The 26,824-nt window shown below is 51.4% G+C and carries 21 protein-coding genes; 1 reads left to right on the forward strand and 20 read right to left on the reverse strand.

The window, feature by feature from the left end:
- Positions 1–9: 9 nt before the first annotated feature.
- From cysN to QUE75_RS13090, 20 genes are all read right to left on the reverse strand, one after another.
- Positions 10–1,422 (reverse strand): sulfate adenylyltransferase subunit CysN, encoded by a 1,413-nt coding sequence (cysN, locus tag QUE75_RS12995; protein WP_286250709.1) that lies wholly within the window; start codon positions 1,420–1,422, stop codon positions 10–12.
- Complete coding sequence (gene cysD / locus QUE75_RS13000; RefSeq protein ID WP_286250711.1) at positions 1,422–2,336, reverse strand: sulfate adenylyltransferase subunit CysD; 915 nt, start codon at positions 2,334–2,336, stop codon at positions 1,422–1,424. The genes cysN and cysD overlap by 1 nt, the downstream gene beginning before the upstream one ends.
- Before the next feature lie 87 nt (positions 2,337–2,423).
- Positions 2,424–3,389 carry a DHH family phosphoesterase gene (locus QUE75_RS13005; RefSeq protein WP_286250712.1) on the reverse strand — a complete coding sequence of 322 codons (966 nt, stop codon included), beginning with the start codon at positions 3,387–3,389 and terminating at the stop codon, positions 2,424–2,426.
- Positions 3,386–4,480: a non-hydrolyzing UDP-N-acetylglucosamine 2-epimerase gene (wecB, locus tag QUE75_RS13010; RefSeq protein ID WP_286255693.1), complete on the reverse strand. Its 1,095-nt coding sequence runs from the start codon at positions 4,478–4,480 to the stop codon at positions 3,386–3,388. The genes QUE75_RS13005 and wecB overlap by 4 nt, the downstream gene beginning before the upstream one ends.
- A gap of 58 nt (positions 4,481–4,538) precedes the next feature.
- The gene (gene wecC, locus QUE75_RS13015; RefSeq protein ID WP_286250714.1) at positions 4,539–5,816 is read right to left on the reverse strand and encodes a UDP-N-acetyl-D-mannosamine dehydrogenase; all 1,278 of its coding nucleotides are present in this window, start codon (positions 5,814–5,816) and stop codon (positions 4,539–4,541) included.
- Positions 5,817–5,892: 76 nt separating this feature from the next.
- Positions 5,893–6,591 (reverse strand): WecB/TagA/CpsF family glycosyltransferase, encoded by a 699-nt coding sequence (locus QUE75_RS13020; protein ID WP_286250716.1) that lies wholly within the window; start codon positions 6,589–6,591, stop codon positions 5,893–5,895.
- On the reverse strand, positions 6,581–7,765 hold the full coding sequence (locus tag QUE75_RS13025) for a hypothetical protein (RefSeq protein WP_286250718.1): 1,185 nt from the start codon (positions 7,763–7,765) through the stop codon (positions 6,581–6,583). Before QUE75_RS13025 ends, QUE75_RS13020 begins: the two co-directional genes overlap by 11 nt.
- Complete coding sequence (locus QUE75_RS13030; RefSeq protein ID WP_286250720.1) at positions 7,758–9,908, reverse strand: bi-domain-containing oxidoreductase; 2,151 nt, start codon at positions 9,906–9,908, stop codon at positions 7,758–7,760. The genes QUE75_RS13025 and QUE75_RS13030 overlap by 8 nt, the downstream gene beginning before the upstream one ends.
- Positions 9,896–10,945, reverse strand: a complete 1,050-nt coding sequence (locus tag QUE75_RS13035; protein WP_286250722.1) for a glycosyltransferase — start codon at positions 10,943–10,945, stop codon at positions 9,896–9,898. The genes QUE75_RS13030 and QUE75_RS13035 overlap by 13 nt, the downstream gene beginning before the upstream one ends.
- Positions 10,942–11,778, reverse strand: a complete 837-nt coding sequence (locus tag QUE75_RS13040; RefSeq protein WP_286250724.1) for a hypothetical protein — start codon at positions 11,776–11,778, stop codon at positions 10,942–10,944. The genes QUE75_RS13035 and QUE75_RS13040 overlap by 4 nt, the downstream gene beginning before the upstream one ends.
- Before the next feature lie 121 nt (positions 11,779–11,899).
- Positions 11,900–13,174, reverse strand: a complete 1,275-nt coding sequence (locus QUE75_RS13045) for an O-antigen ligase family protein (protein WP_286250726.1) — start codon at positions 13,172–13,174, stop codon at positions 11,900–11,902.
- On the reverse strand, positions 13,174–14,361 hold the full coding sequence (locus tag QUE75_RS13050) for a hypothetical protein (RefSeq protein ID WP_286250728.1): 1,188 nt from the start codon (positions 14,359–14,361) through the stop codon (positions 13,174–13,176). Before QUE75_RS13050 ends, QUE75_RS13045 begins: the two co-directional genes overlap by 1 nt.
- A gap of 3 nt (positions 14,362–14,364) precedes the next feature.
- The gene (gene murB, locus QUE75_RS13055; RefSeq protein ID WP_286250730.1) at positions 14,365–15,318 is read right to left on the reverse strand and encodes a UDP-N-acetylmuramate dehydrogenase; all 954 of its coding nucleotides are present in this window, start codon (positions 15,316–15,318) and stop codon (positions 14,365–14,367) included.
- Positions 15,319–16,569, reverse strand: coding sequence for a UDP-N-acetylglucosamine 1-carboxyvinyltransferase (locus QUE75_RS13060; RefSeq protein WP_286250732.1), 1,251 nt, complete (start codon positions 16,567–16,569; stop codon positions 15,319–15,321).
- A complete protein-coding gene (locus QUE75_RS13065) occupies positions 16,566–17,060 on the reverse strand; it encodes a serine O-acetyltransferase (RefSeq protein WP_286250734.1) in 495 nt (164 codons plus the stop codon). Before QUE75_RS13065 ends, QUE75_RS13060 begins: the two co-directional genes overlap by 4 nt.
- Positions 17,060–18,394 (reverse strand): lipopolysaccharide biosynthesis protein, encoded by a 1,335-nt coding sequence (locus QUE75_RS13070; RefSeq protein WP_286250735.1) that lies wholly within the window; start codon positions 18,392–18,394, stop codon positions 17,060–17,062. The genes QUE75_RS13065 and QUE75_RS13070 overlap by 1 nt, the downstream gene beginning before the upstream one ends.
- Positions 18,395–19,141: 747 nt before the next feature.
- Complete coding sequence (locus QUE75_RS13075) at positions 19,142–20,653, reverse strand: capsule assembly Wzi family protein (RefSeq protein WP_286250737.1); 1,512 nt, start codon at positions 20,651–20,653, stop codon at positions 19,142–19,144.
- Positions 20,650–22,869, reverse strand: coding sequence for a polysaccharide biosynthesis tyrosine autokinase (locus QUE75_RS13080; RefSeq protein ID WP_286250739.1), 2,220 nt, complete (start codon positions 22,867–22,869; stop codon positions 20,650–20,652). The genes QUE75_RS13075 and QUE75_RS13080 overlap by 4 nt, the downstream gene beginning before the upstream one ends.
- Before the next feature lie 6 nt (positions 22,870–22,875).
- Positions 22,876–23,319: a low molecular weight protein-tyrosine-phosphatase gene (locus QUE75_RS13085; RefSeq protein ID WP_286255695.1), complete on the reverse strand. Its 444-nt coding sequence runs from the start codon at positions 23,317–23,319 to the stop codon at positions 22,876–22,878.
- A gap of 5 nt (positions 23,320–23,324) precedes the next feature.
- A complete protein-coding gene (locus QUE75_RS13090) occupies positions 23,325–24,458 on the reverse strand; it encodes a polysaccharide export protein (RefSeq protein ID WP_286250740.1) in 1,134 nt (377 codons plus the stop codon).
- A 549-nt stretch (positions 24,459–25,007) separates the two neighbouring features.
- Between QUE75_RS13090 and QUE75_RS13095 the strand changes: the two genes are divergently transcribed.
- Positions 25,008–26,588 carry a purple acid phosphatase family protein gene (locus QUE75_RS13095; protein ID WP_286250742.1) on the forward strand — a complete coding sequence of 527 codons (1,581 nt, stop codon included), beginning with the start codon at positions 25,008–25,010 and terminating at the stop codon, positions 26,586–26,588.
- Positions 26,589–26,824: the final 236 nt, after the last annotated feature.

The following is a 26,824-nucleotide window of genomic DNA, read 5'->3' on the forward strand; positions in this document are numbered from 1 at the left end:
TGTAGCCTGCTAGATTGTTTTACAGCCCCACTCGGGATAGTTCTCGCGAATGAACTTATTCAAGTTCCGCTCCGCCTCCGAATACTCCCGCTTAGGCAGCTCCCCAGAAGCATCCAGCGCCCGCTCCACCATTCCAGCGGCCACCGTCACGTTGGTTAGCCTGTCGATCAGGATAAACGCACCAGTACCCGGATGGTTCTGATAGCCCTCAACCACCACCGGCTCAGACAACTCCACATCGCACAGACCAATGGCGTTCAGTTCCAGCCCGCCGCCTACGCTGGTATTGCGCTGCAAGGTATTTACATCCACCTCTTCCAGCACCTTGTTCACAAAGCAGCCAGTCACTTTGGTGCCGATTTTGATGCCGTATTCCCGGCCGGGTACCAACGCCGTCTCGTTCATCCAAACCAGGTGAGCAGCAAAACGTTGGCCCATTTCCGGCTGCTGGTTGGCGTGCACCAACAAGTCGCCCCGGGAAATGTCGATTTCATCTTCCAGGGTGATGGTTACCGCATCCCCAGGCCAGGCACGGGGAATCTCGCCTTCATAAGTGTGGATACCCTTCACCCGGGACGTCTTGCCAGACGGTAGCACCGCCAACTGGTCACCCTTGTGCACCACACCACTGGCCAAGGTGCCGCAATACCCGCGGAAGTCCAGGTTCGGGCGGTTCACAAACTGCACCGGGAAGCGGAAATCTTCCACGTTCTGGTCTTTGCGCAGCTCAACCTGTTCCAGAATGGTCATCAGCGTTTCGCCGGTGTACCAGGGCGTCTGTTCGCTGCGGTTCACCACGTTGTCGCCGTTCAGGGCCGAAATAGGCACATAATAGACATCCTGAAGCCCCAGCTGGTCCGCCAGTTTCTGGTATTCAGTGCGAATTTCGTTGAACCGCTCTTCACTGAATTCCACCAGGTCCATCTTGTTGATCGCCACCACAATGTGCTTCAGGCCCAGCAAGCTGACTATAAAGCTGTGCCGGCGGGACTGGGTGAGCACGCCTTTACGGGCGTCAATCATTACCACCGCCAGATCACAGGTAGAGGCACCCGTGGCCATGTTGCGGGTGTACTGCTCGTGGCCCGGGCAGTCGGCGATGATGAATTTGCGCTTGTCAGTGGAAAAATACCGGTAGGCCACATCAATGGTAATGCCCTGCTCCCGCTCAGAAGCCAGGCCGTCTACCAACAGGGCCAGGTCCAGCGCCTCTCCCGCATTGCCCTGGCGTTCGTTATCCTTGTGCAACGCCGCCAGGTGGTCTTCAAAAATCAGCTTGGAATCGAACAACAGCCGGCCAATCAACGTCGATTTGCCATCGTCCACACTGCCACAGGTTAAAAACCGCAGCAGGTCTTTGTTCTCGTGCTGGTCCAGGTACGCGAGGATGTCTTTTTCAATCAAAACCGATGCGTGCGACATTAGAAATACCCCTCCCGCTTCTTCTGCTCCATGGATGCTGCACCGTCGTGGTCAATCACCCGGCCCTGGCGTTCAGAGGTGGTGGTTAGCAGCATTTCCTGAATGATGTCCGGCAAGGTCGCCGCCTCAGACTCCACCGCGCCGGTCAACGGGTAACAGCCCAGGGTACGGAAGCGCACCATTTTCATTTCTGGCGTCTCGCCCGGCTCCAGCGGCATGCGGTCGTCGTCCACCATGATCAGTGTGCCGTCGCGCTCCACCACCGGGCGCTCGGCTGCGTAGTACAGGGGAACAATGTCGATATTCTCCAGATAGATGTACTGCCAGATGTCCAGCTCTGTCCAGTTGGAGAGCGGGAACACGCGAATACTTTCGCCCTTGTTCACCTTGCCGTTATAGAGGTTCCACAACTCCGGGCGCTGGTTTTTCGGATCCCAGCGGTGGAACTTGTCGCGGAAGGAATACACCCGCTCCTTGGCACGGGACTTCTCCTCATCCCGCCGGGCACCGCCAAAAGCCGCATCAAAACCATACTTGTCCAGCGCCTGTTTCAGCGCCTGGGTTTTCATCACATCGGTATGCTTGGCACTGCCATGGGTAAACGGCCCTATGCCCTGCTCCACGCCTTCCTGGTTGGTATGAACAATCAGCTTCATACCCAGCTTCTCGGCCATTTTGTCCCGGAAGGTGATCATCTCCCGAAACTTCCAGGTGGTGTCTACATGCATCAGCGGAAACGGCGGCTTGCCCGGGGCGAAAGCCTTCATGGCCAGGTGCAGCATGACCGCGGAGTCTTTGCCGATGGAGTACAGCATCACCGGGTTATCAAACTCGGCGGCCACTTCGCGAATAATATGAATCGACTCCGCCTCAAGTTGTTTGAGGTGGGTTTTCTTGGGGGGGGTTAAGGTCATTTCTGGATCCGTAAAATGAATTGAATTCTCGAAGGCTACAAAGGGGTCTGACCCCGAATGGGGTCAGACCCCACCCTTCTCTCGCGCCTATCTCCAAAAGTTAGCCATAACGCCAACAAACGCATCCAGCTGCGCCGCCGGCAAGTCATTAATCCCGGCCGCCGCCTTACGCCCGCCGCCCGTCGGAAACTGCCGCGCCACTTCATCAGCCCCGGAACGGTTATTCAGCGGTGCACGAATACTCACTAGATAACTATCAGTGGCTGTATCAGTCACAATCGCACAGGCTTTGCCAGGATTACGGTTGGCTAGTTCATTGCCTAGCACGCCGCTCACTCGCCTTGCCCAAGCCTCATCGGGCAGCTTAATCACCAAAGAGGTGTCCGTTTCATTTAGCACCGGAGCAGCCAAGCCTTTGGCCATGTCCTCCGCATAACCATCCCGCAGCTTCTGCCAGGCAGCAGGCTCAGAGGCAATCAAATCCAGTGGGTCGTCAAACTGCACAAACGCCCGGTATAAATCCGCTGGGTGAAAGTGCAAATCCTCCACCGTGGCGCCATAACCGTTGTAATTAATGCACACACCCAAGGTTTTGAGGGCCTCGGTTTGCTCTGTACTTAAGCCAGCGTTTACCGCAAGCTCTTCACCCACCGCATTCAGGTTATCGCCAAACGCCGCTGCAATGGCCCAGTTATGAAAGCGGCCACCCAAATGCTGATCCACCAGCAAACTAGTGCAGGTGGTGGGCTGGGTATCAATCAGCGCGGCAAAATTCGGGTGGTCCGGCAGGCTATCCCCGGGAAAGTGATGGTCGATATAAAACACCGAACAGCCAGCAGCCAAAAGGCCATCCACAGCCTCCCGGTTTTTTTCCAGGCTCACATCCAGAATATTGACCTGTGCGCGCAAAGCGGCCATCGGTACCCGCTTTGCCAAAGCAATGTCGCGCTTTACACCGGTTATCAAGGCGGAATCAATCGGCTCTGCCAGCCGCAGCTGAATCAGTGCACAAATTCCGTCGGCATCGCCGTTGAATACATCGAAAGTTTTCATAATGTCTGCTTTTCAATAGTTTCTGCTGTAATCTGCGCCAAAATCCGTGAACAAGCTGCTCCATCCCCATACGGGTTATGGGCCATGCTCATCCGCCGGTAAGTTACCTTATCCGTTAACAATCTGTGTAAACGCTCGCAAATGCGCTCTACATCGGTACCAACCAGCTCCACAGTGCCGGCGTCTACAGCCTCCGGCCGTTCAGTGGTGTCACGCATCACTAGTACAGGCTTACCCAAGGAAGGTGCTTCCTCCTGAATACCGCCAGAATCGGTCAGGATCAGGTAAGAACGGCTCATCAAATACACAAACGGCAGGTAATCCAGGGGCTCGATCAAGTGGACATTATCCAGACCACTCAGCAGCCGGTTGACGGGCTCACGCACGTTAGGGTTCAAGTGCACCGGGTACACAATGTCTACCTCCGGAAAAGCTCGGGCGGTTCGGGCCAGCGCTTCACATATGCGCTCGAACCCACCACCAAAACTCTCCCGGCGATGACCGGTTACCAGCACCACACGCCTCTCTGGATCCAAGAACGGAAAGTTCTGCGCCAGCGAGTCAGCCAGCTCCGCGTCTGCGTCAAAACGCTCCACAATTTTGAACAGAGCATCGATCACCGTATTGCCTGTGACGTGTACCGCTCTACCCTCAATACCCTCAGCTAGCAGGTTATCCGCCGATTTTTGTGTGGGGGCAAAATGCACAGCAGCCAACGCGCCGGTCAGTTTCCGGTTGGCTTCCTCCGGCCATGGGGAATACAGGTTCCCCGTGCGCAGGCCCGCTTCCACATGTCCTACCGGAATTTGTTGATAATAAGCCGCCAGCGTGGCGGCGAAAGTGGTGGCGGTGTCCCCGTGCACCAAAACTAGCTCCGGCTTTGCATCTGCCAGAACACCGCGCATCCCCTGCAGAATCCCGGCGGTTACATCCGTCAAATCCTGCCCTGGCCTCATAATATTGAGGTCGTAATCTGGCGCCAGCTCAAATAACGAAAGCACCTGATCCAACATCTCCCGGTGCTGGCCGGTAACGCATAGAACAGATTCAAACCGCTCATCTTCCTGAAGCGATAACACCAACGGCGCCATTTTGATGGCCTCTGGGCGCGTGCCGAATACCGTTAATACTTTCAAAACAAACTCCCCGTCAGGCCCGGCCGCTGGCGACTACGTCAATCACAAACCCTTCAGGCCTCGCAGAAAAATCCAGCCCCCGGAACTGCTTGTGGCCAACCAACACTACACAGATATCTGCCTGGGTGATTCCCTCTTCCGCAGATACCAACGCGCCGTTCTCCAAACACTCAGGCAACTCCTGAATATTAGGTTCCACGAGTAATAAGGGCCCAACCAGCTGTTGCTGCAGTTTTTCGGCAATGGCCAGTGACGGGCTTTCCCGAAGATCATCAATATCCGGTTTGAACGCCAGCCCAAAGAGCGCAACTGTAACGTCCTTAGCTGTATTGCCGGGATTTTTCAGCAAGAAGTCGCCCACTGCGGCTTTCACTTTGTCAATCACCCATTGAGGCTTTCCGTCGTTCACCTCTCTCGCGGTGCGAATCAACCTTGCCTGCTCCGGGGTCTCGCTCACAATAAACCATGGGTCTACCGCTATACAGTGCCCACCAACACCCGGGCCAGGTTTAAGGATATTCACCCGTGGGTGTCGGTTGGCCAGTGCAATCAGCTCCCACACGTCAATATCCAGCTTATCGCAAATCAGCGACAGCTCATTAGCGAAGGCAATATTGACATCGCGGAAGCTGTTTTCAGTAAGCTTCGCCATCTCTGCTGTGCGGGCATTGGTGACTACACACTCACCTTCCACGAACATCTCGTACAACTTACACGCTGCGGTAGAACAAGCGGTGGTCATTCCGCCGATTACCCTGTCATTCGCTACCAACTCGCGAATCACATGCCCCGGTAACACTCGTTCCGGGCAATGGGCAATTCGAATATCTGACTGTTCGCCATGGCTCTGAGGAAACGTCAAGTCAGGCCGTGCTTCGGCCAACCAAGCTGCCATTTGTTCCGTAGCTCCCACCGGGGAGGTCGATTCCAGAATCACCAGATTCCCCTTGGCTAACACTGGCGCAATTGCCTTGGCAGCAGACTCAATGTACTTCAAATCTGGCACACGGCTTTTACCTTCGTCAGCTTTGAACGGCGTAGGCACGGCCACCAGGAACGCATCGGCCGGTTCTGCTTTCAGCGTGGCTCTCAGATAACCTTCCTTTACAACCGCACGAACAATCATGTCCAGGTCTGGCTCAATAATGTGTATCTCGCCTTTGTTGATGGTATCCACCACCTTTTGAGTGACATCCAGGCCAACGACATTACATTTACGCGAGGCAATAACCGCAGCAGTAGGCAGGCCTATGTAGCCAAGGCCAACAACACAAATCTTGGAGAAGTCCATTCCGGTAACTCCTGACTAACGGAAATGAAGGGAAAAACGAAGAGAGAAACAAAGTAAACGGGAAAGGCGCGGAAGCTTACAAACGGTTTAACGCAACCCGCATCAGAAAGCGCACCAAATGAATCTGACGCTTGATACGCGTTGGCTCTTGCAGCAGGCGATAAAGCCACTCAAGGTGATGCTCAACCCACCATGAGGGAGCGCGCTGCACCTGGCCGGTATACACATCAAAACTCCCCCCCAGCCCTTGGTAAACTGCGGGGTGTCGGCCCTGCATCTCCTCCATCAACAACTCTTGGCGGGGAGACCCCATTGCTACAAACACCACATCCGGCTTCTTCGCCGTGATGTCGGCAATCAGCGCCTGCTTGTCTTCTTCGCCCTTTAGGTACCCATTGCGGTGCCCAAGTATGCGAATACCGGGAAACTCAGCTTTCAACTGTGCCACGGCCTGGCCAATAACCGACTCTTTACCACCAACCAGGTAAAAGCTCTTTTCCCGATAATGGCTGCGAATAATATCCAACCACAGCTCGCAGCCCGGAATCTTTACCACATCCCGAAGGCCCTTTTTCTTCAAACCCATCACCGCGCCAAGGCCGTCGGGGTAACCGACATTCCTGTTAATAATGGAACGCGTCTGGTCGGTAGCGTGCAGAAGCTTCTCTGCATTTACCGCTACTAGAAGGCTGCGGTTCTGGAAGGCATATTCAATCAGGGCTTGGCGGGAAGTTGGTGCAAAGACCCTAACGCCGTTTAGTTTGTCACTGTCCATGTTGCTCCAACAGATAATAGCTTAGGGCATTAAACATAAAAGCGTTGCTCCACCTCATATAAGGGATCTTGGAGCTCACGCCCTTCTTGAGCTGGTAGTAGAAATAACCTTTTGGCGATTGCATATTCGCGACAGTCCACTGCGCAACGCTCTCACACAACGCAGCATTACCCTGCCAACAGTCCATTTGGCTGAGCGTAACCCACAACTGCCCAGGACAGTGAATATCAATCGGGTAGGTTTTGTTGTGGTAGTACTTTGGCGTTCCATCTGGAAGGAAGAAGTTTTCAAGATAGAACTTCAACCCTTTGTCCAGATGAACCTTGTAGGCGTTGTCTCCACACAACCGGGTGTAGTGTGATATTGCGTCCAGGTTGTAACCGGTATGAAAGCTATCAATCCACGACTGTACTGGGAGTAACCCATACACCCAGGAGCCATCCTTCGCCTGGCCTTCACAGGCGGCATTGACGATCTGCCGGGCAACGGTTTTGTACTCTTCGTTGCCGGTGTAGTGATAACAATAACTGAGCAGTTTGGCGCCCAGTAAAGAGGCGTTATAGACCGTATCGTTTCCTGGCAGCGGGCTGTAGGAGAGCATAAAACCGCCTTTATGCTCCGAGCGGTGCAAATCCTTAAGTACAAAATCGGCAGAGGACAAGGCTGTACTTAGATATAGATTGTTACCAGTAATCTCATACGCCTCAAACAACGCACTAGCACAAAAGGTTGTCGCCACTACTGTCGGAGTGTGGGCAGGGAACAGGAACAACCGGCGCGCCTGCCAATCGAAGTTATAGCCCCAACATGCTCCTGAGTATCCCGGGCTTTGCAACGTCATTAAAAGCCCGCCAACCTCATCAATTTTGCTGCGTAGTTCTTCAAGACTGCCAAAGCGCGTGTCGCCCTGCTCTGCAAGCCGGTACAAGTTACAGTAGCCATTCAAAAACAGCCCAACACCCTTGGCGTTATGTTGCTTGGGCACCAACAGCAGTGGCCGTAAGTTAACTGGCGAGCGCTTGCACAATTGAATCAGCACCAAACGTGCAATATCCCAGCGCTTGAACGGGGTGGCCTGAAAGATGGCGGAATTCAGGCCATCATACGGGTCCCAACCTTTATAATTCTCGGCCTCACAGTAATCCCGCAGGCGAGTAAAACTCTCCTCAATCATTTACAGAGACCACCTGGCTGCCATTCCGAAGTGACTCCAGAACCAGAAATGAAGTTTTGGTCACAGCGTAAATATCCTCAAAGGGAATCGGACTTGAGCCATCCTTCAGCAGTGAGTCAATAAATGCGCCAACCATGTCATGTTGGCCTTTGTTCTGATTCCAGAGCTTTTGGCGCATTACCTTACCCTTACCGTATATGCGAAGTGCCTTGAAATCCTCGAGAACAGCGGTGCTGCCAGACGCGAATACCTCAAGATATTCCTTCGGCAGATCCTTAGGTCCATTGGCATAGTATGCCACTACCCCGGTCGAGCCATTCTCGAACTGGATGCTGATATTAACGGTATCGTTCAGGCCGCCAGGATCTGGCAGCGCCATGGCTGAAACCGCCTTCGGCAGACTGCCATTAAGGTAAGTGAGCAGGTCAATAAAGTGACAAGCCTCACCGATAATCCTGCCACCGCCCACTTCCATATCCTGAATCCAGCTGTCTGCCGGAACGCTCCCGGCGTTAACACGATAGATCATCGACATGGGGCCAGAGCCAAGGCGGGACTTAATGGTCTGTACATGAGGAGAGAAGCGGCGATTGAAGCCCACCATAACAGCCTTGCCGGAACTTGCACGCAGATCGGCAATTTCCTCCAGCTCCGCCATGTTTAAGCAGAGGGGCTTCTCAACAAACACGTTCTTGCCAGCAGTAAGCGACTTCATCACATAGTCAGCGTGGGAATCGTGCCGCGTTGCAATAAATACCGTATTCGTCTGCTCCGCAAGAATCTCAGCCTCTTCCGAGGTACAGAACGAAAAACCGTACTTCTCTGCCACACGCTTGGACGTAGTGCCAGAGTTAGAAATAACACCGACCCGCCTTACTTCAGTGCGATCCGGTATATTCGGCAAGAGATGGCTCTGCGCATAACTACCAGCGCCAATAAACGAAACGCTCACCGCTGCCTCCGGAGAGCCTGCTTCCCCCCCTACACGAACGGCTCCCCGAACCACCGGCTTGGAGGTGTCGTAACGCAGCACGATGCCAATATACGGTTCTGACTTATTCGCGATAATATCAAACGCCTTGGGAGCATCCTCAAAGGCAAACTCATGGGTGGTCAGGCAATCGAGAGGCATCAAGCCCTTCTCAATTAGGCGTTGAAATGCCTCCATATTTCGCTTTTCTGTCCAGCGCACATAGGCAAGTGGATAGTCGACCCCTTTTTCTTCGTATTGTGGATCATAGCGGCCAGGGCCATAGGAGCAGGCCATACGCAGCTCCAGTTCCTTTCTATACCAATGGGGATCTCGCTCAAACCCCGTAGGGACCGCGCCAAGTACAACCACACAGCCTTTTTTTCGGGCTATCGCACCCGCAAAGTTAATGGGATCGTTGCTATGAGTGGCTGCAGCAATGATGACGGCATCAGCGCCATTTCCGTAACTCGCGGCATGGATTTTATCCTCAACGCCTGGTGCGTCCCGGGTAAAGGCATGGTCGACGATACCATTCGCCAATGCGTGATCCACTGAAGACTGAAGCACGTCGACACCGATCACATGCACACCGGAGGCCCTGAGGATCATACAGGCAAGTTGGCCCAGCAAACCCAAGCCAATCACCACACAGGTTTCTCCAACACGCAAGTCTGCCTGGCGGACCCCCTGCATAGAAATGGCGCCAAGGGTGTTATATGCGGCATGCTTGAGATTCGCATGGCTGGCCAACTTGACACAGAGATTGAGCGGTACAGCTACAATTTCGGCATGATTTGCATAACCTGCACCTGCGCAAGCTACAAGATCACCCACCTTGAATTCCGTCACCCCTTCACCAACCTCAACCACCTCACCCGCACAGCTATAGCCAAGTGGCGAGTATGAATCCAGTTTCTTCATCACTGCACGGTAGGTCTGCTGGGGCCCTTGGCTTCTGAAGGTATCGATTACTTGTTTAACCTGTTGTGGGCGCTCCTTCGCCTTACCAATGAGACTTTTTCTTGCTGCGGTGACTGTGGAGCCTTCTGTGCCGCCGCTGATAATTGAGTAATGATTTTTTACAAGTATCAACCCAGGGGCAACTTGTGGCACAGGAACATCCTGAACGCCCATATCCCCTGAACCTAGCTTTTGTGTCAACTGATGCATTTCTCATAAACCTCAAGGTAGAACTGTTTGTACAGATCCATGGAGCAGGTCTCTGCCTGATCTGTGGGCCTATCACCAGAAGCTAAGGCAGAAGCTACACTTCTGATGGCAGCATAGAGATCCTCTGCATTTCCAGACCGATACGTAACCGTGCCAGCAGGCCGTGCAACAACGTTAGAGGCAATAACGGGCTTGCCCAGAAATATCGCCTCTCTGATTGTGAGCGCATCACCATCTGTAATAGTTGGCCTTATTACGATATCTGACCGGCGTATAAGCGTGATGAAATCCAGGCTTTTCGGATAAATACAAATAAACTCATCAAGCCCTTCATCCTCGATGGCCCTCTGCGCAGAGTGATAAAGATCATCAGAAGCCGTTACTGTTCCCACCACAAAAAGAATGACAATATTGTCCCCTGCGATTTTGGCTTGACGAGCAACTGCCAGACACTGATCAAGACCATAAAGATCTTTGCCCTCATGTCTAGCCAGGCGATAGGCATTTGCGCAAATTAGAAGAGAACCACGGTGGCGATTAATAAAAGCATCGATTTCATCAGGAAGGTCTCGACTTTCCGCGTCAACGGGAGGAATAAATGCCTCTTTCACTAATGCATCAGCACGCTTCGAAGATGATTTGATATCTGGATTCACACAGATAACTTCATTCGCCAACCGCAAAACAGCATCCGAAAGCAGCTTCTTCAATCCGGAAAACCGATAAGAATGCAGGGTAATTACAACTTTCGCCTGCAGAAGGCAGCAAATCAAAACAAGCAGTATTCGCAGCAGCCAGTTCCCTGAATGAATGTGGACTATATCAGACTGCCATATCTTTCTCAGAACATGTGGAATAGAGTTCGCTTTTCGAATACATATAGACACATCCGTTGCGATCTGCGGTGGGGCGTCGTCGATAAAATCGAAGACGACAATGCCATCTAGCAAGGCCGCTAGGCGGATCATGTGAACATTGATACCACCAACGTAAGAAACAGGACCTATGGAAAGCACATGGATCTTTTTTGGTTTCATCTAGAACCACCAGCTAAACGCCGCGCCAACCTCTGGGGACCTCTTTCTGAGTACACCTTACAGAGCCTCAGGAAGTACCATTTAGTTCGATTGTAGCGAAATCCGACATTTTGTTTCCTGAATCGTTCAAGATCAGCATCAAGATCACCAATATAACGATCGACATACCCAGGAAAGACCTCACGCTTTACCCAATCATAAAGATCGATATCAAGGGAATTGTTCTCGATCACCATCGCCTGTTGATCCGCCGAAAGCTCATTAAACGTAACCTTGGTTTCGCTTTCGGAGTCATTCATGTGCTCATAGTGGAGCCGGTCCGGAACACCGAACATGATACTAGATAAAATTACTAGAGACTTGTCATACGACTCAAACAGGCCCACCATACCGAAATCATCTCTTAACCTACGCTTGGCCAACTCAAGGTCGTCATCGCCAGCTATACGCCTGGTAATAAGGTTGTTAAACCTTCTTTCCTTGAGAAACTCGTCCACAGGCCATTCAACTCCCATCTTATTGACCTGATGGTTGAGATGAGAAAGATAGCGAGCAATAGGATCCCTAAGAAACGTAAAGTAAAAAACAGGCTTATCAAGCTCAGTTTCATAGTTTGCATAGGAGCGAGTCGTATGACCGCCAATCCCTGTGAGTACCGGATGGAAGCGTTGCAACAGACGTAGTTCGCGAGGGGAAAAATAATTACCCGGCTCATTCGACCAATACCACCATGGCTTTAAAACTTCGTAGCCGGGCAGGCAATATCTCAGGGCGTGATGAAGCGACATACCACCGCATTTTTCTAGATGTATATACACAGGAAAAAAATTCATAAAATATCCAAAATTATAGCTCTAGGTACCCAGCGAAACGAATGCAATAGATTACCACTAACGAATCCAACCAAAGATACTAATATTAAAAAGTTTCGAAATGCGATTAACAAAATCCTAGTTATGAAATCGGCTCATACTCAATTCTGATTGAATATGCAGCGATGACCAAAAAAATCACAAAACTATAAACCAAATTAAAGTTCTGTAGAAAGGACAATACTAAATAAGCTGCCAACGAGGACGCCGCAAGCGTCTGATGAATACCACCTAGCCGGCCAAAATACTTCCAGACCTTCCAAATAAACCATAAGAATAACGAAAGTCCCAAAATCCCATTAGTAAGCAACAAGTATAAAAAGCCATTGTGAGGAACTAAACTTAAGCCTATTTCTCGATTCATCCGAGCCTTCTGTTCTGTGTCACCAAGTCCAAAGACTTTTTCAAAGGTGTTGCTCTTCATATAGATATCATAACTCGCCAGAATCAGCCTTCCCCTTCCACTACCAAGCCTTTCAAAAGAGTCTTCTGAGTTATGCAAGCGCTGCCCTAGAATCCTATCCATAAGAACCTGATTATTAGTCACCCAACTACCGGAAAGAAGTCCTACTACTAAAACCAGAGAAACTGTGCGGAAGAACCTTTTTGGATCACTATTCATCAAGCGCCAGATAAAAAAAAGCGCCCCAACTAGCGCCATTGCCAATCCAGTTCTGACATACGTTGATAGCAGAAAATATAAACAAAGAACTAAAACTAGGGAAACCAAAAAACGACTGCAGACCTTTGCGACCCATAAATACATAAGAATCAAAAATGAAAAAGCAAGAGCTGAGGAGGCTGAGTGAGGCGTTGCAAAAAGTCCAACATTAGAAAAGACCTCTGCAGCCCCATAAGCGCCCATATCAAGCTCTTTACCCAGACTTTTCAAAAATCCAAGCTCATACGGAACAAAAGATAGAACAATAAAAAAAGGTATAAAAACAAGTACTTTCCTCAGAACCCGTGAAGGAAGTGAAGCCAAGAAAATACCAACAACGGGGAACAATAGCATTTGCGCCAGCACCCCCAAAAAACCTATGGGGTTAAGGAACCACTCATAATTCAATGGTTGAATAAAAACAAGTAAAATCAGCGGCAAGAAACACTGCAGCTTAATCACACCTCTACTAGACAGCAAGATATAAGTAAGTAGAATTAGAGCAAAACCTACCTTCCACAGGTGGGCAACCTTAAGGCCACTAATTGAAATCGACTCGAAATGCAGGAGCAAAAATAAGAACAATGCGATAGACAGGCCTCTCATCGTTTGCAGAAGACGACTTGATCTTGCCTCCACTCCCCGAGCTTCAACGATTGGCATTCGAGCTAGAGAGATTGCATTATATTTATGCATTAGACCATCTTGTCCATAGAGACTTTTCTCAACGCTTTTTTCAGAAGAAAGAGTGTACACTCGAAAAACACAAAGAAATCTATCATTTCCCTATTCCTCTCTGCAGAATCAAGAATGGGACTATATAAATCCAGAATGCGACCACTATCAAAATACCTCTCAAACCAGCCTCTTGATAACGAAGACCCGCCGGACGAAGATGATACCTCGCGAGCCAGATTAACAAGATCTGATACTCGTTCACTATCCGTGCGGGTAGAGCGACCACGCATAGAGAAGTTTTCCGAGAAGAGCTCTTGGATATTACCCTCATCAACAACAACAGGAAGCTTACTCTCAGCGGTCATTGCGAGCATATAGTTTCCTTCAGCACAGCCCTCCATAAACCCCCTGCCAACACCTAGATTAAGATCTGCCATCGCAAGAAAACGCCGTGCATTCTTTGTGTAACAAGCATCAGATAGCAACACATCTTCTTCGCTCATTATACTTTTTAGATATTCATATAGATCCTGATGTGTTACAGCGCCGATCATTATCAGACGCACAGAAAAGCCATTCTTCCTTAAGACTCTCGCGGATTCGATAGCTCCGACAAAGGCAGGTTTATACTTTTTATCTATCCGTCCAATTCGCATCAAAACAATGTCGTCTTGGGCGACCGCAAGCTGTTCACGAAGTCTCGCAATACCCAGTTCATCTGGCTTCGTGTCAGCGACACGATTTGGCACCCAAGATATAACCTTTTTGCCGTAGGCGATTCTTTTACTTGCCCAATCATAGTCCTTTTTTGAGAAATGGACCTGGTGCGGATTATTAATATAGGGAGTCTTAGGTAAAGGCCCACCCGCCTTTACCTGAATAAACCCAAGACTTTGCTGTGCGGAAATGAGCCTAAAAATCACACCGGCCTTCATGTCAAATGCAACAACAACGTTGGCCCCTGAACTCCTCACCAATTCCTTGATGCCACTGGGGGCCACACAGAAAAAACCGGCGTGATACCTGATGAAAACAACGGATACATCATTAACCGCCAACGTTTTTGGCAAGAAATCACCAACTACAAAAACACTTACCTTATGTTTCTTGCTTAGTTCTCTAGCCGTAGTCAATGCAGAGAAGTAATGCCCACCATACTCATTCATTCCATTAAAAGCAGAAACTGAAATGATCAGATTATGCATACTCTATAACGCCTTAATTTGGCCAAACTGATTAACATAACAGACTTCAACTGGAAGCATTACACCAAGCTGATCTTCAGCGGATGACTTGATAGACTGAATGACGGATATTACGTCTGAAGCGGTTGCATTTCCTACATTAACAATAAAGTTTGCATGAACATCTGGAACTACTGCACCACCTATGCGAAATCCTTTTAAGCCAAGTTTTTCGATAATAGCGCCAGGCGTCCCATACTTGTCATAAAACGCTGGATCACTTTTGAAAACAGAGCCACAATTAGGTAATTTCTGGGGAAACTTCCTTCTGCGAGACGATAGGATGTCTATCATCTCACGCCGCACTAACTTTGGGTCTGGCGCCCTCTTAAAGTCCAGAGCAGCATTCACAATAATCTCGCCATTACGCTGAAACACAGACTCCCGGTAACCAAAACGACACTGATCTGCCTTACGAAAATGCAGGCCACCCGCCTCATCAATACTCGTAACCTCAACAACGGAACTGCCAATACCCTTTCTTTGGCTTCCTCCATTCATGCAAATAAGACCGCCTATCGTGCCAGGTATACCACAAATGTGTTCGGCGCCAGCGAACCCTGCCTTCTGGACTTTTCTAGCAAGGCCCGGCACCCAAGCACCCGCCTGAGCCTGGACAACGCCACAAAGAATATCGACCTTGCTCATACGACTACCGATTTGAATACATGGAACTCTCAGCCCTTCGTCTGAAAACAGTAAATTACTGGTCATACCAATAACGATATGATGAATATTATTCCGATAGAAGTACTGGCGTAACGCCTGAACTTGCTCAGGGCTCTCGGGACGAATAATTACATCAGCGATGCCCCCTATCTTCCAGCGGCTAACATCTACAAGTGATACCGCCCTTAAGACGCCGCCAGGGACTAGCTCTTCAAGGTCTGCAAGCAAAGCTCTGGAGGGCTTCATCATTCAGTACTCACGGATATTCGCCCCAAGACTTCCTAGTTTTTCTAGGAAGTTCACATAGCCTCGGCCTATTTGCCAAGCATCATGAACAATGGTTTCTCCCTGAGCTACAAGGCCACACAAAGCCAACGCGGCACCAGCTCGCAAATCCAGCGCCCTGACTTCGGCACCATGTAGTTCACCGCCATTGCCGCGTATCTTCAACATGTCTCCCTTAACATCATAGGCCAAGCCCATTTTTGCCATCTCTTCGGCATAGCCATAACGCCCCGGGAAACGCAAATCAATTATTCGCGACTCTCCGCGAGCCTTGGCAGCCCAGGCGGCGAGAATCGGCTGTACATCTGAATTTATACCAGGATGAGGGCCAGTACTGATTTCTATCGGGTAACAAGTGCCTCCACGAACAATAAGTGAATTATCGCCCTCATAGAGCTTTGCACCCGCAGCCTTCAGGTGCGCCAACACTACTTCAAGGTCCTCATAAGGAAAGTCGTGAATCTCTATATCACCTTCAGTAATCACTGCCGCCGCCAGCCAAGTTATGGCCTCCATATTGTCGGCGATCACCCGGTGCTCCGCGCCGTGCAAGCCATCCACACCCTGTATTTCAATGTGCTCTTGTCCATGAACGGTGATTTTCGCGCCCATCTTGCTTAACAATGCAATGAGATCAAGAATTTCCGGCCGAATATGCGGATTCCAAATTCGCGTTATGCCCTTAGCTAAGCTGCCAGCTAGAATGGCATTTTCAGTGGCCCCGGTGGAACGAATGGGAAGATAGATATCAACACCTACTAGCCCCCTACTCGCTTCCGCAAAAAGGTAATCACCTTCCTCCCAAACCCGGGCACCAAGTCGCTCCAACAGCATAACGTGCAGATCGTATTTGCGCTCTCCCAGCTTGCACCCCCCGGGCAGCGGCACGGCCCCATGCCCAAAGCGAGCTGTTAAGGCACCAAGAATAAGCAACGTATTGCGGATTGAACGCCCCTCCCATTCAAGGCGGGTTTGCAAATTTTCTACTTCTTTGATCTGAATAGTATCGTCAGCTATCAACAGGGATTGTTTGCCCAGAGCCATCAACATGTCCACATGCACCTGGGCATCAAGCAATTGGGACGGATAGTTACTCAGTCTGATGGTTCCACTCGTCAGGATGCTGGCTGCCAGTAAACGCAACGCTGAGTTTTTTGCACCTGATAGTTGAATCCCTCCAACCAATTTAGACTTATTGAGTGAAATACTTTTCAAACCCCGCTCCTTTCTAGTCTCGATTGTACTGCCTTACCGGGAACACCAACACAGGTAGCTCCACTGGGCACATCGCTCAGCACAACTGAATTGGCCCCTATGATCGCGTTATCGCCAACACTTACCTTTCCCACAATTACCGCACCTGCATATATCACGACATTACTTCCAATAATTGGATAGTTTTGATTCTTCGAGTCCCCTACCCGGGCGCCTCCAAGAGTTACATTCTGAAAAACAGTCACATTCCTGCCAATGATCACACCCCCACCAATCACCACCCCAGTAGGATGAGGAAGTTTAATTCCCTCCCCAATTCTTGCGTTGGCAGAAATATAGACACCATATTTTTGCATTCTGCTATGTAGAAAACGCTTCAACCTTCTCCTTGACTGAAACGCTCTCGCCATACTCAAGTAAAACATAACTCGAGACGAGGCATTTCCTATAGTGAACACCTTAATAGATTTTATAATTATATTAATGGACATTATATTCTCCCTTCTCTTCCTCTGAGCTTTTCTAGCTGACTTATCACAAGTAGATAGATACAGACATAAAATACAGCCATCACCAATGAGTATAAAAGTACCGTTTCATAGGATAGAAGAGACAGATATGGAGCAACAACAACAAAGACTAAAACCATCAATATCGCTCGCATCATATTGATAAGAAGAAATACGCCCTGCTTATTAATAATATTAAAAACATTCATAACAGGAGAAGTAGAGAACTGAGCAATCAAGTATATGGATAGAAGTGACGCAAAGCTTCCACTGACACTCCACTTATTACCAAAAAAGAAATCGAAAATGTACGCCCCCCCAAACATCAGGATCAGGCAGGGAACTATCGACATTAAAAATAGCTTCCGAGTAACAATCCTAGTGATCTTTATCAATTGAGCTGAATCTTTAACACCAATCTTCGCAACCTCAGCGTAATAGGCTTGGGAAATGCTATGACCTATAACTGATAATGGTAAGGCAATGATTACCAAAGCCATACTCAGCTGACCTGTATCATGAGCACCATATACAGCGCTAAAAAAAAGAAGAGGCGATTGCGTTGAAAAAGCCAGAAAAAACTGCGAAGGTAAACGAAATATGACGAAGTGGCGATAACGAGCGGCAGTAAGCAAAACCCGTTCGATGCTGATATGTCGTCGGTTGCTTGAGAAGTCGGTCCTGAATCTCAACCACAGCGATATTACACCTCCACCACTCGAAAGCACCTGACCGATCAGCAGCCCCAATGGCTTTATCGCCAGAAACCCCAGCATCAGCTTTATTAGATTGCCAATCAGGCTTTGGATCGCAGTGGTTTGTGCGATGTCTTTGTAAGCTCGTCTACGCGTTGCCCATAGCGACAACATTTCATAGCCACCTACACCAATTAAGCCAAAAATGATCAGCCACCAGTGCGGAGCCAAAGATTCCATTGAAAACAGTCCTAGCAACTGCTTCCCAAATAACCAGAACACAAGAGAGGCAATCAAGATCATACCCAGCATAATCACGGTAGAGAGTACCAGCAGGTTGATGGCCACACCATCTCGCCGTGGCAATGGTATGGCGAGCACAAAACGCAGAGATATTATCGGGGCCAGGATAGCAACCAGAGAAGTCAGAACAGCGAGCACACCAAAATCTTCCGGACTGTAAAGACGGGTAAGAACCGGTATGGCGGCAATGCCGATGAGTCTCGCAGCGATGTTACCGGCAGCCAAGGTCGCCATACCGCGGAATACATTACCTGCTGGACCAGAGAAGGCGCGATCTTTAACGCGTTGTATTCTATTAGGTGTTGGCATTTCCGTCATGCTTTTTCATGTGGGTATTGCCGGTTAAAGCTATAGCACACTATCAAAGTAAAGCAGTTATTATATAAAATCACGCGACCAGAAGAGGATATTAGGTACAAAACTGATGGTTACAATCGCGCGATAAAGACCTGTGATCATGATGACACTGAATTAAAAGAACGCAAAAGCAAACGCAGTAAAGCATCCAAAATTTGATTTAAACAGAATCTTTATTACTTTGCACCATGAATTCAACCAATCTACTTATCTAATAATGATAAACCCAATCAATTAGCCGCAAACTCACAAATATTAATCCGAACATCAACAATGGAGAAAAATCAAACTCAGCAAAAAAGATAACCCAATGTACTGCTACAGTCTCTGCTCCGTCGATTTCTCGATATTTCACTTTGGCACTAACTCAGTGGTATTGAAGCTGGGATCTATATAGCTAAATTAGAATACTGACCATAATCGCCACCTTAATCTACCCCGCATCATATTATGATCTTGCGTACCAACATAGCTTTTTGGCGTTCACATCAATGCTGAGAACACCGTGCCCAACGTCTGCCCGGACCGCTCCCTAGACCACCTCGAGATCGCTTTTGCAAAAGTTTTACGCTCACGATGCCCTCTAGTTTGACATGTGCGGAGGTATTGCTCTTCATGGTCTCAAAGCTACATTGCAAACCTGAAGTCGCCACTTCTTGTGCATCCGCTGAAGCGGCCGAGCCCATTTGTAGATTAATTGCTTGGAGTTTAAAAGCGATAGGTCCAGTCTATTGAGGTTAACCAATTTTGCTTGCTGCCGGATTCCAGAGCCAATCTTGTGTCAGCAGCCTGGCCTTTGAGGTTTAGCCAACCGCCAAACAGAGGGCGGCCGTAGCTTATATCCAGCAAGAGAATTTCCTGTTGTTCTTTGGGCACGTTGTAGAACACCGCCGGGTTGGTGGCCGCTACTCGGCTGGTGCCGTCATGGTTTAGGTCTGCCCAGGTAATGGTTAGGCCCAGGTTATGCCCGTTGGGGTAGAAGTTGTAGGCACCCAGAGTGGCGGCTTCAGCGTCGCCCTCATAGGTGCTAGCCATATTTCGACCGTAGTAGCGGTAGCCGGTCTTATAAATGTGGTGCTCATAGCTGATGTTAGGCATGGCACTGCCCATAAAGTCATCAGCTGTGGTGTTTGTGTATTCCAGGTACCACTGTTGTTGGCTTTGCCCAACGCTGGTGGTCCAGTCGCTGCCCAGCAACCAGGATTTTCTGGCCGGGAAGGCGCCAGCCTCGTCTTCGCCCATCATTTGGGCGTACAGGCTCATGCTTTGGTTGCCAATGGCGAAGCCGTAGCGGATATCAACGCTGGCAAGCTGATTGCCGGGGTCTCGATCCTGGCCAAACTGGCCGTTATCCCTACCAAGCAGTGCTCTCCATATTGTTGTACCATCTTCGGGCCTGCCCTCGCCGCCCAATTGAATGGCACGGGAGAGGCCAATATCCAGTCCCTCAAACGGGCGGAAGGTGGCGCGCATACCAATGAGCTTTGCACGGGGTACCGCCCGTTCGCTTTCGTACTGGCCGGCAAACACGGTGAATTGCCAAGGCCCTATCCAACTTAGCCATTCACTTCCAAACGGTTTGGCGTCTTTACGGTTTAGCCAAACCGCCGGCATGGGCCGGGCGTTGGTGGAGAGGATCAGGCTGTTGCTCCAACCCGGGCCCCACCAGCGGTCTATGGCGCCGGCGCCCAGTACCCAGTTGGCGGCGGTACCTGCCAGGTAGCTGCCGTCTAGCCTTATGTTTTCGTCGTCTTCCGGGTCTAGGGCGTAGGTGACGCTGGCCCGGGCGGCCCAGTTCTGGGCTTGCAGTTCTACCCTTGCGGTGGCTTCGGCTTCTTCTCTTGGGCCACCGTTAAAGGTTCGGATAAACGGGGTTTCAGTGGTGCCGGCTACGGTAAAATCGTTACGCATGCCGCCAGCGGCCTGGTAGTTTTGCTCAAAGGCCAGGTAGGCACTGGCGGTGGTTACGCTGGCATCCGTGTGGGCACTGCCCTGTGCTTTCAAGCCGCTGTCTATGGTGGCCCACATCATCGGCCAAGTGGTTACGGTGCGGTTCAGGTGGCCACGGTCGGCCAGTTGTTGTACGGCGTGCCTGGCCCTCGGGTCGCCAGGTTCCAGCCAGGGGGCAGCGATGGCCTCGCCCGCCATCAAAAAGGTGGCAACTGCCAGGGTGATCGGCAGTTTTGGGCAAATGGTGCGCACTTGCTTGGCCAGAGTCACGCTTTGTCTGCCTTGTATTCGTAATTATAGTAACCGTAACCGCCATAGCCGTAGGCGGAGGCTTTTTTCACTACGCCGTTGAGGATAACGCCTTTAACCTGGATGTCGTTTTGCTCAAATCGACGTTTGGTCAGTTCAATTTCTTTGATGGGGTTCAACCCGAAGCGAGCAACCAGCATGGTGGTGCCCGCATGGCGGCCGACAACGGCGGCATCGGTTACCGCCAAAATTGGCGGGGTGTCGATAATCACCAGGTCGTAGTTGGGGCTGACTTTCTCCAGCATTTCTTCAAACCGTTTACTCATCAGCAATTCCGACGGGTTGGGCGGCACAGAACCCCGGGGCATAAAGCTGAGCATGCCGGCCATGTCTGAACAATGGATGGCCTCATCCAGCGAGCACTGCCCTGAGAGCACCTCTGAAAGGCCACAGTCGTTAGACACTTTGAAGATCTCATGGCTAAAGCCTTTACGCATGTCGGCATCAATCAGCAGTACTTTCTGGTCTGCCAGTGCCATGATGGCGGCGAGGTTGGTGGAGACAAAGGTTTTGCCCACCGCCGGGCTGGGGCCAGAAATCATCAGGATATTGTTTTTGGCGTCCATCATGCCGAAGTGCAGGCTGGTGCGCAGGCTGCGCAGGGATTCAATGGCCAGGTCTGCCGGGTTTTCAACGGCCAGCAGGTTAACCAGGTTGGGCGCACCTTTTTTGCGTTTTTTCCGGTCCAGTACATCATGCTGGGTTTTGGAATACGGAATACCGGCATACACCGGCAGGCCAATGCGCTCTATATCGTCCGGGTTCTCGACACCGCGATTAAACGCTGCCCGAACCAGCACAGAACCCACACCCACCATGCCGCCCAGCAACAGCGCAATGGCGGCTATGAGCGAACGCTTGGGGCGCACGGGCGCATTAATGTTTACGGCGGCTTCATCCACTACCCGTACGTTGCCCACGGTGCCGGCACGGGCAATGTCCAGCTGCTGGATGTTAGACAACATTTGCAGGTAGATTTCGTTACCCACTTCCACATCGCGGCGCAGGCGCACCAGTTCTTGCTGGGTTTCTGGCAAGTTGCCAATGCGCTGGTTCAGCTCTGCCCGGCGGGCTTTAAGTTCTTCCATCTGGGAAGCCCAGGCCCGGTAGCGGGGGTGGGTATCGCGAAAGCGCTGCTCTATCTCTGCCCGCTGGATTTCCAGCTCAGAGATGCGCCGCTCCAGGTCCACCACCTGGTCCAGAATGGCTTTGCCTTCTGCGGTGATGTCGATGGTTTCAGCGGTTACCTGGTAGGCGTTCAGTTTGCGCTCGGCTTCTTCCAGCTCCTGTTTTACTTCAGGCAAGGTTCGGCGCAGGAAGGCCAGGGACTGGGCCGCCTCGGCACTGCTGCGTTCCACGTTTTGGCGAACGTAGTGTTTACCAATTTCATCCAGAATGTTTTCCGCCCGGCGGTAGTCTTTGTGTTCGTAACTGATGGCCACAATACCAGAGTTGCGGCCCCGCTCACTGGCGGCCAGATTGCTCTGCAGACCGGCGATGGCGTTAAAGCGGCGCTGTTTCATCACATGAAACCAGGTGCCCGGGCGGGCATTGAGTTCGGTCACCATCAGGCCGTAGCCTTCGGCGTCTGCAGGTTCGTCTACCCTACCCTCTAACAGCAGGTTGGCTGGCGCCACCTCGTACTGGTACAACTCCCAGCCGTTATTGGTGGCCCGCAGCACCAGAGGGCGGCCCTCATGGCCTTCGGGTACGGTCAGCCGGGAAATCTCCAGGCTTTCGCCACCCCAGGCGTATTGCTCACCGAATCTGGCGGGGGCTACTTCACCACGGCCACCTTTAAAACGCTGGGCCATGGCCTCCCCCACCACTGGGAAATAATGGGGCCTGGTAACGATATCCAGGTTCAGGGTATCTACCACGCTACCCAGTACCCTGCGGCTTTTGATGATTTCAATCTCGGTAACGGCGCTGGAATCTGAGGCAAACAGTTCAGACACTTCCCCCATGCCGGGCAGGCCGCCTTTGCTGCTTTCAATCTGGATAAGGGCGTTAGCCTGGTATACCGGTACCTGGATAAGCGCGTAGAACACGCCGGCGGCGGTGAACAAAACGGTAACCAGGGCGATTATCCAGCGGCCATCCCACAGGGTGCCCAGCAGTGCCATCAGGTCGATTTCGTCGTTGTCTATGTGCTGCGGTGGGGTGTTGTCTGTCATTGAATTTTATTTATCCAGGTACTTGAGCCAGGCATCGGTGGCCTGGTCGATCAATTTGTAAGCGTGTTCAAAGGCCGGCCGCTGCTGTTTGTAGGGGTCTGGCACTTCCTGATCGCCTATCCATTTGCCAATCAGGAAGGCCTTGCCACGGATTTGCGGGGCCATGCGATGCAGCTGGCGCAGGTGGCCTTGCTCCATCGCGAGAATAAGGTCTGCATTGGCAAGCAGGGCTTCGCTGGCTTGCCGCGCCCGGTGGTTGCCGGCATCAATGCCGTGCTCTTGCAACAGGGCCAGTGCGGTGTCGTCTGCCGGTTTATCCACCAGGGCGCCGATACCGGCGGAATGAATGGTGAGTTCCGGGCGATGAGCAAGCTTCTGCCGCAGTAGATACTCGCCCATGGGGCTGCGGCATATGTTGCCTACGCAAACCACCAGAATGTTGCTGAACATAGCCATCAGTTATTCGTTACCTCGTCTTCAGCTCGGGCGAAGAAGAACACGGCCTGCGCGGTGGGTACGATTTGCGCGATCAGGCGGTTCCAGCGGGCAATAGGCGCGGCGGTCACGTATACGATGTCTCGGGGCTCCAGCAGGAATTGGTCTGCCAGTACCAGCGCGGTGGCGTTGCGGGCGTTCAGCTGGTACACGTAGGCCACCTTGCCGGAGCCTTCCGGCGCGCGCCGCACTACGAATACGCCGCTGGCGTCTGCGGTGGCCTGGGCGAAACCGCCGGCGTCTGACAGGGCATCCGCCAGGGTGATGTCGCTGCGGCCGAAGTTGATGCTTTGGGGGGCTAACACTTCGCCCAGCACGAACACCTTGGCGGCGTCGTTACGGGCCACGTGCACTATGTCGTTCGGCCGCAGCACGATGTTTTCACGGGTGTTGCCCTTTTGGAACAGCTCCCGCAGCGAGAACTGGCGGGTTTGGCCGTTTCTTGTGAGGGTTACATTGGTCCAATCTGCCATGTCGGTTAAGCCGCCAGCTTGAGACACTGCCTCTAATAACGTGAGCGGTACGTTGGTGATGGACTGGGTACCGGGCGCTTTGACTTCGCCGGTGATGTACACCCGCTTTGAACGGAACCCGGCAACGGTAACGTCTACCTGGGGAGACTCTATGTATTCCGCCAGGCGCTCGCGCAGGATGTCGCGGATTTCAGTGACTTTCAGGCCGGCCACTTCGATTTTGCCCACGTAGGGGTAAAAGATGGTGCCATCGCTGTGTACCCAGTTACCGGCTTCGGTGGGGGTGCGCATAGAGCCCGCGGGGATGGTGAGTTCCGGGTGGTCCCAAACGGTGATGTTGAGGATGTCACCAGGGCTGACTACGTAATCGTAGCCCCGCATTTCGTCTTCCAACTGCGGGTTGTGTACCGGGGTTTGTTCCGGTTGCTGCTGTTTTTCCCGGATAAGGCTGGGGGTGATGGCGAAGATTTCTACCTGGGTTTCGAGGTTCAGTTCTTCTGACTGTACCTCGCTGCTGCCTGCACTGAACCATTTGGACTGGCCAGCGGGGATGTGAGAGCCAGGGATTGCGGAGCAGCCGCCAAGAGACAGCATGACAACGGCAGCGAGCAGTTGTTTCATGTTGAAGACTTTGCCTTACGAATAAATTTTTGTGGAGCGCAGATGATGCGCATATGCAACCGATTTGGCAACCGCTGTTTCAGGCACGCTACCGCCCCACCAACCAGAATTCAGTGCGTTGAGGGCAGTCATCAGGCGCCATAAGAGGCTTGATATCAGACAGGGAAACGGAAAGACGCGAAAGGCCTGACTGATCCCTGTCAGTTTAACCGCTCGGTAAACTGAACGCGGCTTTACAAAAGTGTGACGATTGTAACGATCGACACGTGACAAGCAAGTTACCGAGCACATTCTCTGCTGCTGCAGATGACTAAAAAAACCCGCGAAACCGCGGGCAAGGATAAGGTCGCAATAAGATTGCAAGGCTGCGATGGCGTACAGACAGGCCTCAAGCCTCGCTCAACGCGCATCGCATAATTATTATCATCCGATAGATTTTGATTGTCCACTCTCATTGCGAGCTTTGTGGGCAGTAAAAAAATCGAAACATATAGGTAGCATGATGTAATACATACGACAAACCCTTATACTCTGCCAAGGCACTTTATAATGAACGACAACGAAGTTAACAAAGCACGGCGCGCTCTGCTGGCCGGCGTAGGAGGCATCTCTGTTGCGGGCATCAGCGGGTGTTTCGGTGGTGGTAGCGACAACGGATCAACGCCATTGGCGCCGCCTCCAGACAGCCCCACAAAGCCCCCCATTACTGAGCCGCCCATTACGGACGTGCCGGAAGAACCCACCAGCCCGGAACCCCCTGAGGTTAATGAGTCGATCTTTCCGAGCGACGGCACTCATCCGCCGCGCGGTATTCACGCCAGTTTTGTGGAAGATCCCTACACCTCAAGAACGCTGACTTGGTTTACCGATGGTCACGATGAACCCCAGTCTTTCATTCGTTACACTCAGGATGAGTCGCTCGTTGACAAATGGGGATCAGGGCAGGCATTGCCTCAAGACATGGAAGTCAGCGAACCCAGCGAGACGTTTGGCGTTGAGGTGCGAACACACCGGGTCACGCTTCGGGCACTGGATCCGGACAGGTCGCTTTTCTATCAGGTAGGATCGGATATTGGCGGGTGGTCGGGCATTCATACCCTGAAACCGATTCCCGAAGAAAGCTGGCGCTTTGTGCATTTCGGCGACCACGGCACAACGCCCAACGCTCAGAAGGTTCATGATGAGTTGCTCAGACACCCCGCGGATTTATGCCTGATAGCCGGCGACCTTTCCTACGCCGACGGTAATCAGCCCGTTTGGGATACCTGGTTTGATCAAAACGAACCGTATCTGGCGTCTCACGTGATGCTCGCCGCGGCTGGCAATCATGAGAATAAAGATGGCTCGTTTAAAAGCTCTGCTGGTGCCTTTAAAAGTCGGCTATCGCACCCGCAGCCAGGTATATCGGTCACCGCATCAAACCCCGGCAGCACCTTTTACAGTTTTGACGTTGGGCGTGTCCATTTCCTGGTAAGCAGCGCCGGCGCTGTCATTGAGGATTTTTCGTTACCAGAGGAGCTGATCAACATGGAAGTTGACCTCTCCAAGGCGGCTATCCGACGCCTGGCGGGTGAGATCGACTTCATCGTTATTTTACAACACTACCCGATTTGGACAGACCAGGCGGGCCGTTCACCAGCTAACTTCACACTTGTGTCGCTTCAGGAGCAGATTCTGGTCCGATATGGGGTTGATCTGCTGCTCGTAGGCCATGATCACATTTATCAACGCTCTGCCCCTATGTCTTATGGTTTTCGGAATCCCATCGGCTATATGCAGGTGATGGCCGGCACCGGAGGGGTATCTGTTCGCCTATTTGACGACAACGGCCCGCAACGTTGGAGTGAGTCTGAGTTTGTGGGTATTGGGTTTGTCACTTATGACGTTGCGCCCGGTGTTATCCGTGGAAATTTCTGGGGTGCCGGCCCGGTCGGGCTCGATGATGAGTCTCGCCAAATCGTAAATGAGGATTTTGAAATTCGAGACTCGTTTGAGGTGAGAAAAAGATCTCTGGCCTCGATTAAATCGGCTGCGGTGATGCCACGAGACCCGAAAATTCTTTTAAAGGATTATTCGATGATCGCTTACCACACGAAGCTTAGGAACCACAGAGACGAGCACGGGTGCTAGTTCTGAATAGACGGAACTTGAGCAGGGTATTTTCCAAGACATCCTTTACGTTAACCCGCTTTTCAAAAGACTCATTCATTATTGTTAGCAAACTGCAATAAAAAAGCCCGCTTCAGGGCGGGCCGAGCGGGCAAGGTACAGAACAAGCGACTCTAGTCCTAGAAAAAACGGCAGAAACCGATCATCACATTCCACAGGACTAGGTGTACTGGCGTAACCGCCATGAAGGTAACGGT

The sequence above is a fragment of the Marinobacter shengliensis genome (assembly GCF_030297115.1).
GTDB lineage: Bacteria > Pseudomonadota > Gammaproteobacteria > Pseudomonadales > Oleiphilaceae > Marinobacter > Marinobacter shengliensis.